General features: G+C 70.5%; 12 protein-coding genes, 1 tRNA gene and 1 pseudogene. 11 read left to right on the plus strand and 3 right to left on the minus strand.

Annotation, left to right across the window (positions count from 1 at the left end; all coding sequences use genetic code 11):
* Positions 1-10: 10 nt before the first annotated feature.
* Complete coding sequence (locus tag POF73_RS10035) at positions 11-1,174, minus strand: Gfo/Idh/MocA family protein (RefSeq protein ID WP_272114200.1); 1,164 nt, start codon at positions 1,172-1,174, stop codon at positions 11-13.
* 126 nt (positions 1,175-1,300) lie between these two features.
* Here POF73_RS10035 and POF73_RS10040 point away from each other — a divergent pair, with 126 nt between their 5' ends.
* From POF73_RS10040 to POF73_RS10050, 3 genes are all read left to right on the plus strand, one after another.
* Entirely contained in the window at positions 1,301-2,317 is a 1,017-nt protein-coding gene (locus POF73_RS10040) for a LacI family DNA-binding transcriptional regulator (protein WP_272114201.1), read from the plus strand.
* A gap of 94 nt (positions 2,318-2,411) precedes the next feature.
* Positions 2,412-5,183, plus strand: coding sequence for a hypothetical protein (locus tag POF73_RS10045; RefSeq protein WP_272114202.1), 2,772 nt, complete (start codon positions 2,412-2,414; stop codon positions 5,181-5,183).
* Between the two features lie 12 nt (positions 5,184-5,195).
* Positions 5,196-6,158 carry a M28 family metallopeptidase gene (locus POF73_RS10050; protein WP_272114203.1) on the plus strand — a complete coding sequence of 321 codons (963 nt, stop codon included), beginning with the start codon at positions 5,196-5,198 and terminating at the stop codon, positions 6,156-6,158.
* On the opposite strand, the gene POF73_RS10055 is transcribed toward POF73_RS10050, so the two are convergent.
* Positions 6,148-6,492 (minus strand): cupin domain-containing protein, encoded by a 345-nt coding sequence (locus POF73_RS10055; protein WP_272114204.1) that lies wholly within the window; start codon positions 6,490-6,492, stop codon positions 6,148-6,150. The genes POF73_RS10050 and POF73_RS10055 overlap by 11 nt on opposite strands.
* 154 nt (positions 6,493-6,646) lie before the next feature.
* Here POF73_RS10055 and POF73_RS10060 point away from each other — a divergent pair, with 154 nt between their 5' ends.
* The 7 genes and pseudogenes from POF73_RS10060 to POF73_RS10090 all read left to right on the plus strand — a co-directional run bounded on the left by POF73_RS10060 (position 6,647) and on the right by POF73_RS10090 (position 12,464).
* On the plus strand, positions 6,647-7,297 hold the full coding sequence (locus POF73_RS10060) for a GntR family transcriptional regulator (protein WP_272114205.1): 651 nt from the start codon (positions 6,647-6,649) through the stop codon (positions 7,295-7,297).
* Between the two features lie 70 nt (positions 7,298-7,367).
* Complete coding sequence (locus tag POF73_RS10065) at positions 7,368-8,159, plus strand: PIG-L deacetylase family protein (RefSeq protein ID WP_272114206.1); 792 nt, start codon at positions 7,368-7,370, stop codon at positions 8,157-8,159.
* On the plus strand, positions 8,156-8,869 hold the full coding sequence (locus POF73_RS10070) for a 4-carboxy-4-hydroxy-2-oxoadipate aldolase/oxaloacetate decarboxylase (RefSeq protein ID WP_272114208.1): 714 nt from the start codon (positions 8,156-8,158) through the stop codon (positions 8,867-8,869). Before POF73_RS10065 ends, POF73_RS10070 begins: the two co-directional genes overlap by 4 nt.
* On the plus strand, positions 8,866-9,987 hold the full coding sequence (locus tag POF73_RS10075; RefSeq protein WP_272114209.1) for a 4-oxalomesaconate tautomerase: 1,122 nt from the start codon (positions 8,866-8,868) through the stop codon (positions 9,985-9,987). The genes POF73_RS10070 and POF73_RS10075 overlap by 4 nt, the downstream gene beginning before the upstream one ends.
* Positions 9,984-10,934: a VOC family protein gene (locus tag POF73_RS10080; RefSeq protein WP_272114210.1), complete on the plus strand. Its 951-nt coding sequence runs from the start codon at positions 9,984-9,986 to the stop codon at positions 10,932-10,934. Before POF73_RS10075 ends, POF73_RS10080 begins: the two co-directional genes overlap by 4 nt.
* 207 nt (positions 10,935-11,141) lie before the next feature.
* Positions 11,142-11,912, plus strand: a pseudogene (locus POF73_RS10085) (MFS transporter); the annotation flags it as partial.
* Positions 11,913-12,167: 255 nt separating this feature from the next.
* Entirely contained in the window at positions 12,168-12,464 is a 297-nt protein-coding gene (locus tag POF73_RS10090) for a hypothetical protein (RefSeq protein ID WP_272114211.1), read from the plus strand.
* Here the strand turns inward: POF73_RS10090 and POF73_RS10095 are convergent.
* Complete coding sequence (locus POF73_RS10095; RefSeq protein WP_272114212.1) at positions 12,427-13,365, minus strand: alpha/beta hydrolase; 939 nt, start codon at positions 13,363-13,365, stop codon at positions 12,427-12,429. The two genes, POF73_RS10090 and POF73_RS10095, sit on opposite strands and share 38 nt — an antisense overlap.
* A 169-nt stretch (positions 13,366-13,534) precedes the next feature.
* On the opposite strand from POF73_RS10095, the gene POF73_RS10100 reads away from it, so the two are divergent.
* A tRNA-Pro gene (locus POF73_RS10100) sits at positions 13,535-13,608 on the plus strand.
* The last annotated feature ends 82 nt before the right edge of the window (positions 13,609-13,690 follow it).

Raw genomic sequence — 13,690 nt, forward strand, 5'->3', positions numbered from 1 at the left:
CCGCCGCCCCTCACACCCCCGCGTCCACGGACACCCACGCCCCGCCCTGCGCCGACCGCACCATCGCCTCCAGTACGGCGGCGCTGTGCACGGCGTCCTGGACGGTGGCGCCGTGCGGGGTGCCCTCGGCGATGGAGCGCAGGAAGCGGTACGCCTCGATGACCTTGAGGTCGTCGTAGCCCATGGCGTTCGCCGCGCCCGGCTGGAAGGCGCCGAACTCGCCGGCGCCGGGGCCGACGTAGACGGTGCTGACGGGCTGGTCCTGGTAGGTGGTGCCGCGGCTGATGCCGAGCTCGTTCATGCGGCGGAAGTCCCAGAAGACGGCGCCCTTGGTGCCGTGCACCTCGAAGCCGTAGTTGTTCTGCTCGCCGACCGAGACCCGGCACGCCTCCAGGACGCCGCGGGCGCCGGAAGCGAAGCGCAGCAGGCAGGACACGTAGTCCTCGTTCTCGACCGGGCCGCGTTCGCCGCCGGTGGCCAGGGTGTGGCCGGCGGTGGCGCCGGTGGGGCGGGCGCGTTCGGGGATGAAGACGGCGGTGTCGGCGGTGAGGGAGGCGATGTCGCCGAGCAGATGGCGGGCGAGGTCGGCGCCGTGCGAGGCCAGGTCGCCGAGGACTCCGCTGCCGCCCCGCTCCTTCTCGTACCGCCAGGTCAGGGCGCCGTCGGGGTGGGCGGCGTAGTCGCTGAAGAGACGGACGCGGACGTGTGTGACGGTGCCGATCTCGCCGGAGGCGATGAGCTCGCGGGCGGCCTCGACGGCGGGCGCGTTGCGGTAGTTGAAGCCGACCGCGCTCTGGACGCCGGCCTTGGCGACGGCGTCGGCGACCGCCTGGGCGTCGGCCACCGACAGGCCCACCGGCTTCTCGATCCAGATGTGCTTGCCGGCCTCGGCCATCGCGACGCCGATCTCGCGGTGCAGGAAGTTCGGGGCGGTGATGCTGACGGCCTTCACCCGCGGGTCGGCGGCCACCTCGCGCCAGTCGCGGGTCGTGGCGGCGAACCCGAACTGCGCGGCGGCCTCCTCTGCCCGCCCCGGCGCGTCCTCGGCGACGACCGCCAGCTCCGGGCGCACGGCCAGCCGCGGATAGTGGTGCGGGACGCGGGCGTACGCCTGGGTGTGCACCCGGCCCATCCAGCCGAATCCGACAACGGCGACGCCAAGCGTGTCGACCATGACTGACAGCCCCTCTTTGGACCGGTCCAACTTCTTTCCCGCCCACCTTGGAGGCCGCTCTCCTGGGGTGTCAACCCCTTCCCGCCCCTTTGACAGGACAAGGCAGCGCATGGAACGGTCCATGTCATGAGACCGCCGACGATCCGCGACGTGGCCGACCGGGCCGGCGTCTCCAAGTCGCTCGTCTCGCTGGTGCTGCGCGGCTCCGAGCAGGTGCGCCCGGAGAAGCGGGAGGCCGTCCTGCGGGCCGTACGCGAACTCGGCTACCGCCCGAACGCCGCCGCCCGCAGCCTCAGCGAGCGGCGCACCCGCACGGTCGGCGTCCTCCTGAACGACCTGCGCAACCCGTGGTTCGTGGACATGCTGGACGGCCTCAACTCCCTGCTCCACGCGGGCGGCCTGCACATGCTGCTGGCCGACGCCCGCCTCAACCGCCGCATCGGCCAGGACCCGGCGAGCCCGCTCCTCGACCTGCGGGTCGACGGCCTGGTCGTGGTCGGCACGCTGCCCGAACCGGCGGCCCTGGGCACGGTGGCCGAGCGCGTTCCGGTCGTGGTGGCCGGTGCCCGCGAGCCGGAGCTGCCGGGCGTCGACATGGTCGCGGGCGACGACGAGCAGGGCGCCCGCCTGGTCACCGAGCACCTCATCGGGCTCGGCCACCGTCGTATCGCGCACATCGCGGGGTACGGCGCGGTCGCGGAGCTGCGCCGGCGCAGCTTCGAGGCGACGATGCGGGCACACGGTCTCGCGGACGAGGCCGTCGTGGAGGCGAGCGACCTGACGGAGGAGGGCGGCTTCCGCACCGCGGTACGGCTCCTCGGCCGACCCGAGCGCCGCCCCACGGCCCTCTTCGCGGTGAACGACATCACCGCGATCGGCGCGCTGTCGGCGGCCGAGGAACTGGGCCTGCGCGTCCCGGCCGACCTGTCCCTCGTCGGCTACGACAACACGAGCATCGCCCGCCTGCGCCACGTCTGGCTCACCACCGTCGACAACGCCAGCCACGAGGTCGGCCGCCGCGCGGCCCGCTGCCTCCTGGACCGCTTCGAAGGGGCGGGCGGAGAAGCCCGCGTCCATTTGACGGCCCCGACGCTGGAGGTCCGGGGGACGACCGGGCCGCCCTGTCGAATCGTCAACCACTGAACCGTCAAAGAGTTTTCGTGTAGCAGGGCCCTGCGCACGGCGTTAGAATTTTGCCGGGAATTCTTACCCTCCACTCGCTCTGGAGGTGGCCGTCATGGCTCGGGAATACGGCGACCGGCAGCGGAACATGCCCGGACCGGAGGCCGACAAGCCTTTGCGGATGGTCCCGCAGGTCGGTGAACGCAAGGATTCCGACGGGGTGTTGCGGAAGTATGTGGATCCCGGGGCGACGCTTTCCCGTGCGCCGACCGCCCGAAAGGCCATCGACGGCTTCATGAAAGCGCGCGCGACGGAACTCAAGGCGGGCCAGATCGATCTGCGCGAGGTCGACTCGGTCGAGGGCGCCGCCACGCTCAGGGTGCGCTACCAGCAGTTCCACCATGACCTTCCGATCAGGGGCGCCACGGTGCAGGCGGTCGCCGACGTCAAACAGGCCGCCGTCATTCAGGTCGACCATTCGGGAGAGATCGACGTCTCGGACGCTCCGGACCCCGCTGCCGCGCGCGCCCTGGAAGATCTCGACAGGGCTGCCCTCGCGCCGTTCCGGGACGATTTCGAAACCGCCGACATCATCAAGGACGAACTCGTCTATCTACGTTTCACGGACCGGCCGCCCCTGCCGGAGAGCAACTATCCCACCGCCACGATCGAGTTGCTGAAGAAGGGAGGGAAGCCGGACGGCGCGCTGCATCTCGTACGCGATCTCCTCGTCGAGACCGGCGGCCCCTTCGAGCATTTCCGTGTGGCCGTGGACGCCGTATCCGGAAAACTGCTCTGGATCGCACTCGCCGGAAAATACGTGACGGCCACGCTCAAGGTCTTCATGCCCGACCCGGTGACCGAGTCGAACGACCCCACCATCCACGGCGGTTCCAGCACCGCCACGCTCAACGCCTTCCGTCACGACGTCACGGCCGAGGTCGCGCCGGCCGACGGCGGGGGCACCTTCCGGCTCGACGGGGACTGGTTCCGGTGCGTCGACTGGGACACGCCCGCGTTCCCCCAGCCCGTGGAGCCGTCACCGACCTTCTCCTACGACAGCTACCCGGCGAACCGCGCCTTCCTGAGCGCGAACGCCTACTACTGGCTCGACACCTTCGCGCGCTACCTCCGCACCCTGGGAAACACCACGCTCAACGCCAACATGACCAAGGTCGAGGTCGACGCGCAGGCGTACGACAACGAGGACCAGAGCGAATGGCACGGGACGATGACGCCCCCGCGGATCCGGTTCGGAGAGGGCGGCGCGCCCGACGCCGGTGACGTCGGGGTCATCCTCCACGAGTACGTCCACGGCGTGTTCGACTGGCTCGACGCCGACCACGGCGGCTCGGCGTCGTACGAGCACAGCGTCTGCGACGCACTTCCCGCGATCTACCGGGACCGGTTCAACCCCAACGGACACCGGCGCACCGAGACGTTCCCCTTCGACAACAACGCCACCAACCAGTGGAGCACCGAGCGCCGGCTCGACCTCCTGCAGCGCTTCGACGACGCGGGCTTCGGCGGCTACGGCAACAACCTGCGCAACTCGATGCTCGGCACGGCGCTGTGGCGGTGCTACCTGGGCATGGGCGGCGACTCGCCCGACCCCGCCGTGCGGATCGCGGCGGCCGACGCGGTGATCAGGACGATGCTGGAGATGCTGATCGTCGTCCCGGACGACAACTCCCCGGACGCCGCCCACGCCGTGAGCATGGCCCAGGGCTGCATCACGGCGGACTCGGCGCTCACCGGGGGCCTCTACAGCAAGGTGATGGACGAGGCCTTCGTCAGCCAGGGACTGTGGGCACCGCGCCCGGTGGACGTCTACATCGCGGACAACCCCACCGACATCGGCGCGCAGCCGAGCGCGCTGCCCTACTGGACCTCCCCCGACCTCTGGGTGCGCAACAAGGACATCAGCACCGGCGACAACCCGGAGCTCGGTCATGAGTCGCCCATCAACAACCAGCCCAACTATCTCTACGTACGCGTCCACAACCGCGGGACCCAGCCGGCCACGGGCGGGTCGTTCCAGGTCGAGGCGTTCCGCTGCGACCCGGGTACGGGCATGATCTGGCCCACGCACTTCCAGTCCCTGGGCACGCTCGTGATCAGCGAGCAGATTCCCGCGGGCGGCGCGGTGCGGGTCGGACCGTTCGTCTGGACCCCGCAGATCGTGGACCACGAATGCCTGGTGGCCGTCGTGCACGGCGCTCCAGACCCCGCGGTCACCGCGACCCTCAACGACCCGGTGCAGCACGACCGGATCGTCCGGTTCGACAACAACGTGGGGCAGCGGAACGTCGCTCCGCAGCTGGCCGTGCCGGGCGGCAAGACGCACATGACGATCACGTTGCGGGGCGCGCTGACCGCCACGACGGGCTCCTGGCACCTGGACGCGACCGCGCTGCCCGAGGACACCCGGATCTCGATCCGTACGCTCAGCCGCATCACCAAGGATGCCGAGCTGACCGACCTCGTGGTGGTCGAGCCCGGACAGGTCCGCAGCACCCTGGAGATGACCGGCGGCAGGAAGGCGGTCGTCGAGGGGTTCGAGCTGGAGCCGGACGACCGGGTGGCGGCCGACATCACCATCGACTTCTCCCATCACGCCGAGCACCTGCGGATGTATCCGTTCGTGGCGACGCAGTACCAGGACGGCGTCATCGCCGGGCGTATGACGATCCAGATCACCGCGGTGAAGGAACTGGAGGACTTCTTCTTCGGCAACCCGCACAGCGGTGAACTGCATGTCTCCACATGCCCGTACTGGCCGAGGCTCGGCCCCGACAGCAAGGTGCCCTTCGCCCGGGCCGAGGACGCGCTCGCCCGCGGGTACAACGGCTGCGCGTACTGCCAACCCGACCTCGACACGGGCTGAAGGCGGTGCGTGATGCCGTACGACACACCCGCCGAGGACCGGCCGCTGACTCCTCCCGACAAGCGGCACCCGCCCAGCCCCGCCACCCCGGTCGCCACGGCGAAGCGCGACAGGAGGGGCGCACCGCCGGACGAGTTCACCGCCGGGCTCGTCGAGTCGGTGTCGGCGGACGCCCTGCGGAACACCGTCGAGGCACTGTCGGCCTTCCACACCCGGCACACGTTCTCACCCGAGATCGGACCGGCCGCCGGGGAGATCGTCACCCGGCTGACGGCGGCGGGGTACCCGGACGTGGTCAGACGCCCCTGGGCCAACGGCGGTCACAGCGCCGACAACGTGATCTGCACCAAACCCGGCACGGCCGCCGATGGCCCCGTCATCATCCTGTGCGCCCACTACGACAGCCGCATGGAGGACGCGAACGACGCCACGGCGCGTGCGCCGGGCGCCGACGACAACGCCAGCGGGGTGGCCGCGACGGTCGAGATCGCCCGGCTGCTCGCCCCCGTCGCGCTGTCCTGCACCGTCCGCTTCGTGGCGTTCTCCGGAGAGGAACAGGGACTGTGGGGATCCGAGGCGTACGCCACGGCGCTGCACGCCACGGGATCCGAGGTCTACCGGGTGGTGAACCTGGACATGGTGGGCAGGCCGCCGGCGGACGGCTCGGTGACGGTGGAGCGTGACCTGGGAAACGCCGTACCGGGCAACGACGCCGCCTCGCAGGCCTTCGGCGCGGTCATGGCACAGGCGGCCGCGGACCACACCGCGCTGCCGGTCAGACTCGGCCCCATCTATGCCAGCGACTACATGCCGTTCGAGGCACACAGCGACGTGACCATCGGCGCGTACGAGGGGGAGGGGAACCCGCACTACCACCGGACGTCCGACGCCCCCGGCACGCTCGACTACGGCTACCTCGCCGACGTCACCAGGATCACCCTCGCGACCGTGCTCGCCGAGGGCCTCACAGATTGATGGCGTACGCCTTGCGCAACGTCTCGTGCACCGTCCACGTCGTACGGTCGCCCTCGCGCAGCACCGCCATGTCACCGGGCCCGACCGTCAACGTCGGCCCGTCCTCGACCTCGATGGTCGCCGACCCGCTGATCACGACGAACAACTCGTCCGCCTCGGTGTCGGTGACGACCCCCGGCGTGATCTGCCAGACCCCGCGCACCTGACGCCCGTCCTCCGACTCCCAGACCACCTTTCCGGTGACCTCGGGCTTGCCCGAGACGATCTGCGCCGGGTCGAGGGGCTCGGGTTCGAGCTCGGCGTCGGGGATGTGGAGTACGAAGCTGTGGGTCATGCGGCGACCCTAGCCCGGGGGTTCGGACGCGGGGCGTCGACAGGGTGTGCGGAATCGCCGGGGCTGACCGGACACCTCGTCATGGCGGACAAAATTGTTGACAATTCTGTTTGGCTAGATTTACGTTCGACGGGCACTCACTCAGGGAGGGCACATGCCGAACGAAGCCGGTCCGAGCACCGGGGAGCAGGCCAAGCAGCACGCCCTCGCGCAGCTGCGGCAGGCGATCCTGCACGGCGAGATGGCACCGGCACAGCGGTTGGTGGAGAACGAACTCGCCGAGCAGTTCGGTGTGACACGGGCCAGCATCCGTGCGGCACTCATCGACCTGGAGGCCCAGGGCCTGGTCGAGCGGATCCGCAACCGGGGCTCGCGGGTTCGGGTGGTGAGCGTGGAGGAAGCGGTCGCCATCACCGAGTGCCGCATGGTCCTGGAGGGACTCTGCGCGGCCAAGGCCGCCGTCACGGCCAATGACGAGCAGCTGACCCGGCTCGCCGACCTCGGTGCGGCGATGACCAAGGCCGTCGCCGACGGCGAGCCGATGACGTACTCCGAACTCAACCAGGAACTGCACGCCAGGATCCAGGAGTTCTCCGGCCAGCGCACGGCCGTGGAACTGCTGGAGCGGCTCAACGCACAACTGGTGCGCCACCGCTTCCAGTTGGCGCTGAGGCCGGGGCGTCCGCAGCACTCCCTGAGCGAGCATCTGGCGATGATCGAGGCGATCAGGTCCAGGGACCCGCAGGCGGCCGAGGCGGCCGTCCGCGCCCACCTCACCAGCGTGATCGAGGCGCTGCGCGACTGAGCCGTACGAGTCGTCGCGCGGCTGAGTCGGACGGGGCGGGCGCACACCTGTCACTCAAGGAGAACCAGCCATGACGCATGCCGATGCGCCCGCCCCCGAGCTCTCGACTCCGGTCGAGCCGGGGGAACCCCCTTCCCGGCCCCGCTCGACCCTCGTCATCACCGCGCACGCCGGGGACTTCGTCTGGCGGGCGGGCGGCGCCATCGCCCTGGCCGTATCCCGGGGCGAGAAGGTCACCATCGCCTGTCTGACCTTCGGTGAGCGCGGCGAGTCCGCCAAGGCCTGGCGCGAGGGGAAGAAGCTGGACGAGATCAAGGCAATACGCCGTGACGAGGCCGAGCGCGCCGCCGCCACCCTCGGCGCCGAGGTCCGCTTCTTCGACGCCGGCGACTACCCGCTGGTCGCCACCGCCGAGCTGACCGACCAACTGGTCGCCGTCCACCGCGAGACCCAGCCCGACGTGGTCCTCACCCACCCGACCGAGGACCCGTACAACGGCGACCACCCGGCCGCCAACCGCATGGCCCTTGAGGCCCGGATCCTCGCCCAGGCAATCGGCTACCCCGGCGCCGGCGACATCATCGGCGCCCCGCCCGTCTTCTACTTCGAGCCCCACCAGCCCGAGATGAGCGGCTTCCGGCCCGAGGTCCTGCTCGACATCACCGAGGTGTGGGACACCAAGCGGGGAGCCATGGAGTGCCTCGGCGCCCAGCAGCACCTGTGGGACTACTACACCGACCTCGCCGTCCGCCGCGGCGTCCAGCTCAGGCGCAACGCCGGACCCAATCTGGGCCTGGCCCACAGGACCATGGCCGAGGCGTACATGCGCCCCTTCCCGCAGATCGCGAAGGAGCTGGCATGAGCGGCGTGATCGTCACCGACCCGCCCAAGGCGGAGCTGAAGGACGTCGACGCGCTGGCCCGCTTCGGCGTGGCGACCGTCAGCGAGGCCATGGGCCGGACGGGCCTGCTGGGGCCCGGGATCCGCCCCATTCAACAGGGCGTACGGGTCGCGGGCACCGCCGTGACCGTCCTCGGCTGGCCCGGCGACAACCTCATGATCCACGCCGCCGTGGAGCAGTGCGGCGAGGGCGACCTCCTGGTCGTCACCACCACTTCCCCGTCCACCGACGGCCTGTTCGGCGAGCTGTTCGCGACCGCGCTGCACCGGCGCGGGGTGCGCGGCCTCGTCATCAACGCCGGCATCCGTGACACCCAGGAGCTGCGCGAGATGGGCTTCGCCGCCTGGGCCCGGGCCGTCTGTGCACAGGGCACCGTCAAGGCCACCGGCGGCTCGGTGAACGTCCCGGTCGCCATCGACGGCCAGGTCGTCCGCCCGGGCGACGTGATCCTCGCCGACGACGACGGCGTGGTGGTCGTCCCCCGCGAGCGCGCTCGGGCGACGGTGGCGAAGGCGGAGGCCCGCGAGGCCAAGGAGGCCGCCACCCGCGCCGCCTTCCTCGAAGGCCAACTCGGCCTGGACCGCTACGGGTTGCGCGAGAAGCTCAAGGCACTCGGGGTCGAGTACCGGACGTACGAGGAGTACGAAGGGTACGAGGGCGAGCGGCCGTGACCGACGGACTGCCCGCGCCCCACGGTGTGCCCGCGACCGACGGTGTCCCCTGTCTGCTGATGCGGGGCGGCACCTCCAAGGGCGCCTACTTCCTGGCCGCCGACCTCCCCGCCGAACCGGCCACGCGCGACGACCTGCTGCTTCGGGTGATGGGCAGCCCGGACGAGCAGCAGATCGACGGACTCGGCGGCGCCCATCCGCTCACCAGCAAGGTGGCCGTGGTGTCGCCCTCCGCCGACCCGCACGCCGACGTCGACTACCTGTTCCTCCAAGTCGCCGTCGACAAGGCTGAAGTGAGTGACCGTCAGAACTGCGGGAACATCCTCGCAGGCATCGGCCCGTTCGCCGTCGAGCGCGGTCTCGTCCCGGCGGGGGAGGAGCGCACCTGCGTCCGCATCCGCATGGTCAACTCCGGTGACTACGCCACCGCGACCTTCCCCACCCCGGGCGGACGGGTCGACTACACCGGCGACGCCGAGATCTCGGGCGTACCGGGCACGGCCGCGCCCGTGCTGATCGAGTTCCCGCCCGGCACCGGCAAGCTGCTGCCCACCGGAAAGGCTCGCGACGAGATCGACGGCATCGCCGTGACCTGCGTGGACAACGGCATGCCGACCGTGCTGATCGCCGCGACCTCGCTGAGGGTCACCGGCTACGAGACCCCCGAGGAACTGGAGGCGGACGCCGAACTCGCCGACCGGCTGGCCGGGATACGGCTGGCGGCCGGGCGCCTGATGGGCCTCGGTGACGTGTCGGACACGACCGTCCCCAAGCTCACCCTCCTCGCCCCGCCCCGAGGCGACGGCGCCGTCACCACCCGCACCTTCATCCCCGTGCGCTGCCACACCTCGATCGGCGTGCTGGGCGCGGCCGGCGTCGCCGCCGGCCTGCGCATCGACGGCGGTGTGGGCGCGGACCTGGCCCGACTCGACGCCGGGGACGACCGCGTCCGCATCGAACACCCCACGGGATTCCTCGACATCGAGGCCGGACTCGGCACCGACGCCGCAGGGCTCCCGTCCCCCCGCCGGACCGCCGTGGTCCGCACCGCCCGCAAGATCTTCGACGGCACGGCCTTCCCCAGGGCCGCCGCACGACCCCGAGGAGGCCACCGATGACCCCACCTCTCGGCGACATCGCCCACATCGGCCACGCCCAGCTGTTCACCCCCGACCTGGACGCCAGTGTCGCCTTCTTCACCGACTACCTCGGCCTGACGGTCAATCAACAGACCGGCGACACGGTCTACTTGCGGACCTTCGACGACTACGAGCACCACAGCCTCGTCCTCACCGCCCGCGAGCGGCCCGGCCTCGGCCGGCTCGCCCTGCGCACCTCCAGCGAGGAGGCACTGGACCGCCGTATCAAGGCGATCGAGGCGGCGGGTGGCGCCGGCCGGTGGGTCGAGGACGAGCCCGGCCTCGGCAGGCTCTACGTCACCACCGACCCGGACGGACACGAACACGCCCTGTACTGGGAGAGCCGGCACTACGAAGCCCCCGAGAACCTGCGGCCCGCGCTGAAGAACCAGCCGCAGGCCAAGCCCAACCGAGGCGTCGGCGTGCGGCGCCTGGACCACGTCAACTTCCTCGCCGCCGACGTGCTCGCCAACGCCGAGTTCCAGGAACGGGTGCTGGGCGCCCGGCCGACGGAGCAGATCCAGCTCGACTCCGGCCGGATCGCGGCCCGTTGGCTGACGTACACCAACAAGTCGTACGACGTCGTCTATACCTCGGACTGGACCGGCTCCACCGGCCGGCTGCACCACATCGCCTTCGCCACCGACACCCGCGAGGAGATCCTGCGCGCCGCCGATCTGGCCATCGACTCCGGCGTGTTCATCGAGACGGGCCCGCACAAGCACGCCATCCAGCAGACGTTCTTCCTGTACGTCTACGAGCCCGGCGGCAACCGTGTCGAGCTGTGCAACCCGCTCACCCGCCTCGTGCTGGCCCCGGACTGGCCGCTGATCACCTGGAGCGAGGCCGAGCGGGCCAAGGGGCAGGCGTGGGGGCTGAAGACGATCGAGTCGTTCCACGCCCACGGGACACCGCCGGTCGCCTGAGGCGGCCCACCCTCCCCTTGCGGACCCCTTGCGGACGCGACCGAGCCGGGTCTTCCTGTCTTGTCGCTGAGATTGTTGACAAAATAGTTGACGAGATTCGAGTGACTCCCTAGCGTCTGGCGCACAAACGCACGAGAGGAGAACAAGGATGTCCTCGCCCCCCTCCCCGTCCGCTCGCGCCGGCAGACTGGCCGTACTCGCCGTCGGCCTGTGCCGGCCAGGTTCCTGCCCGAGTCGCTGAGCTTCCTGGTCGCCAAGGGGCGCAGCCGGGAAGCACGTGAACTGGCCGCCAGGTATGAGGTCGAACTGCCCGCCGCCCCGGCCGGCAAGCAGGCCGCAGGCGACCGCTGGACCTCCCTCGCCAACCTCTTCCGCGGCGGTGAGTGGAGTCAGAGCCTCCTCTGCTGGCTCGCCTCCTTCGGCGGCCTCCTCCTCGTCTACGGCGTCGCCACCTGGCTGCCCACCCTGATGTGCAGCGAGGGCTACAACCTGGGCTCGGCGTTGACGTTCGTGGTGCTGTTCAACCTCGGCGGCATCGTCGGCATGCTGGTCGCCGGACGCGCCTCCGACCAGTTCGGCGCCCCGCGGATCTCGGCGATCTGGTTCGCGCCGACCGCCGCCGGGGTCTTCCTGCTCAGCGTCCACATGCCACTGGCCATCACGTTCACGGTGGTGTTCCTGACCGGCGTGTTCCTCAACAGCGCGCAGACCATGATCTACGCGACCGTCTCGATCCGCTCCCGCCCCGAGAACCGTGCCACCGCCGTCGGCTGGACCTCCGGCATGGGCCGCTTCGGTGCCGTCTTCGGCCCCTGGCTGGGTGGCCAGTTGCTCGCCGCGAACAACGGCGACCGGGGCTTCACCGCCTTCGCCCTCGCCGGTCTGTCGTCCATGGTCTTCATCGGCATCGCCGCGCTGCGCGGCTCGCGGAGGGCGACCGCGAGCGACGGCGAGCAGCAGCTGATCGGCGCGCACTGACCGGCGGACGCCGACGGCGGGGGCGAGGACGGATGCCGTTCACCACTGCGCCCGGGGCGAGGGCGGATGCCGTTCACCACAGCGCCCGGGGTGAGCGGCATCCGTCATATCTAATGTCCCGTCGTATGTACTGATGGTCCCAACTGGGTTATACGACGGTCTCGCGTATTGTTGCGTCATATGCCCGCCGTGATGCAGGGCGGCTTTCGTGATGCCGGGGGCGGATGAGTTGAAAGTTAAAGGGGGATCGGGGACGTGACGGCATTTCTCGCGCTGGTGGCGGTCGTCGCGTTCATGGCCAAGGCCGGCCTGCCGTGGTGGGTGGTAGTGGCCGTGGCCCTGCTGATGGCGGGCTTCGTGGCGGGGTCCCGGGGCCCGGGGAGAAACACCAGGAGCAGTGCGGCGCCAGGCCCGGCGCCTCAGCCGATGTGGTCTTCTGTCGACCGGGGTTCGCCGGTTCGGCCGGACCCGGTGGACGAGTTCGTCCCGCACCCGGAGGAGCAGTTGGCGAGCGTCAGCTCCCCGCAGCCTCCCGAACATGCCGGGCGATGACCCCGTAGACCGTCCGAGCCTTCTCGTCGTCGCCCCCGTCGTACCCGTGATCGGCGCCGGTCACCTCGTGATACTCGACCAGCGCCCCCACTTTGCGCAGCCGCTCGGCATACCGCTCACCCTCACCCCGTAGCAGGTCGTACTCGGCGGTGATCACCAGAGCCGGCGCGATCCCCGTCAGGTCGGCGGTGTCGGACGGATGTGCGGGGGAGACCAGCGGGTCGGCGCGCCGCTTCGCGTCCGGAACGTACGACGAGTCGAAGACGTCGGCCATCCAGGGCCGCAGCACCGGCCTGGCCGTGGCGGCCCGCTTGTGCCGCGCGCCGGTCGCCAGGTCGAGCGGCGGATAGTGCAGTACCTGGAGCGCGATCGGCGGTCCGCCCTCTTCGAGTGCCTGGCGTGCCACGGCCGCCGCGAGTCCGCCGCCGGCGCTCTGCCCGCCGACGGTGAGCCGACTGCCGTCCCAGCCTTCCTCGCCGCCCTGCTCCGCGACCCACCGCACGACGTCGTACGCCTGCCGGGGCGGCGCCGGGAACGGATGCTGGGGTGCGACGGCGTAGTCCACGTTGATCACGACCACCCCGGCCTCGGCTGCGAGGTACCGGCACAACGGGTCGTCCAGCTCGGTCAGCGTCATGACGTAGCCGCCACCGTGGAAGTTGACGTGCACCGGTGGCGTCGCCCCGTCGCTCGCGTTCGGGGGCAGATAGACCGTGGCCCGGGCGGGGCCGATCGACGTGGGAATCGTCAACTCGCGTACCCTGCGCGGAAATTCGGGGAAGCGCGCGTGCGAGGCGGCGGCGGAGCCCCGGCCACCGGAGCGCCGGTCCGCCAGGACGGTCACGCGTTGCAGCGCCTTGGCGGCGAGGCGGGCCACCGCGGGCCGGGCCAGGAGGGACATATGGCGCTCCATTCGGTGGCGGCCCAAGGGTCGATCCACAGGAAGATCTATTGAGTTAAGCAATCATAGGTGGCAGCAACTATTGGTCAAGAGGTGGACCGGCCGGGCGGCCCTGCGTATGGGGTAGGGTTGACCTGCATGATCACGCGGTTCGCCGCGCGACAGGCAACGGGACGTGGCGCAGCTTGGTAGCGCACTTGACTGGGGGTCAAGGGGTCGCAGGTTCAAATCCTGTCGTCCCGACTGGAGACAGTCGCAGGTCAGGGCCGGTTTCGGAGGAATCCGAAACCGGCCCTTGATCATTTGTGGGGATCAGTCGGGGACC

It is taken from the genome of Streptomyces sp. HD (assembly GCF_028369295.1).
Lineage (GTDB): Bacteria > Actinomycetota > Actinomycetes > Streptomycetales > Streptomycetaceae > Streptomyces.

What these genes read in the sequence shown, in the direction of transcription:
- POF73_RS10055 (WP_272114204.1), bottom strand. Translation starts at nt 6,492, where the DNA reads ATGACCCACAGCTTCGTACTCCACATCCCCGACGCCGAGCTCGAACCC.
- POF73_RS10050 (WP_272114203.1), top strand. Translation starts at nt 5,196, where the DNA reads ATGCCGTACGACACACCCGCCGAGGACCGGCCGCTGACTCCTCCCGAC.
- POF73_RS10035 (WP_272114200.1), bottom strand. Translation starts at nt 1,174, where the DNA reads ATGGTCGACACGCTTGGCGTCGCCGTTGTCGGATTCGGCTGGATGGGC.
- POF73_RS10070 (WP_272114208.1), top strand. Translation starts at nt 8,156, where the DNA reads ATGAGCGGCGTGATCGTCACCGACCCGCCCAAGGCGGAGCTGAAGGAC.
- POF73_RS10095 (WP_272114212.1), bottom strand. Translation starts at nt 13,365, where the DNA reads ATGTCCCTCCTGGCCCGGCCCGCGGTGGCCCGCCTCGCCGCCAAGGCG.
- POF73_RS10080 (WP_272114210.1), top strand. Translation starts at nt 9,984, where the DNA reads ATGACCCCACCTCTCGGCGACATCGCCCACATCGGCCACGCCCAGCTG.
- POF73_RS10040 (WP_272114201.1), top strand. Translation starts at nt 1,301, where the DNA reads ATGAGACCGCCGACGATCCGCGACGTGGCCGACCGGGCCGGCGTCTCC.
- POF73_RS10065 (WP_272114206.1), top strand. Translation starts at nt 7,368, where the DNA reads ATGACGCATGCCGATGCGCCCGCCCCCGAGCTCTCGACTCCGGTCGAG.
- POF73_RS10045 (WP_272114202.1), top strand. Translation starts at nt 2,412, where the DNA reads ATGGCTCGGGAATACGGCGACCGGCAGCGGAACATGCCCGGACCGGAG.
- POF73_RS10060 (WP_272114205.1), top strand. Translation starts at nt 6,647, where the DNA reads ATGCCGAACGAAGCCGGTCCGAGCACCGGGGAGCAGGCCAAGCAGCAC.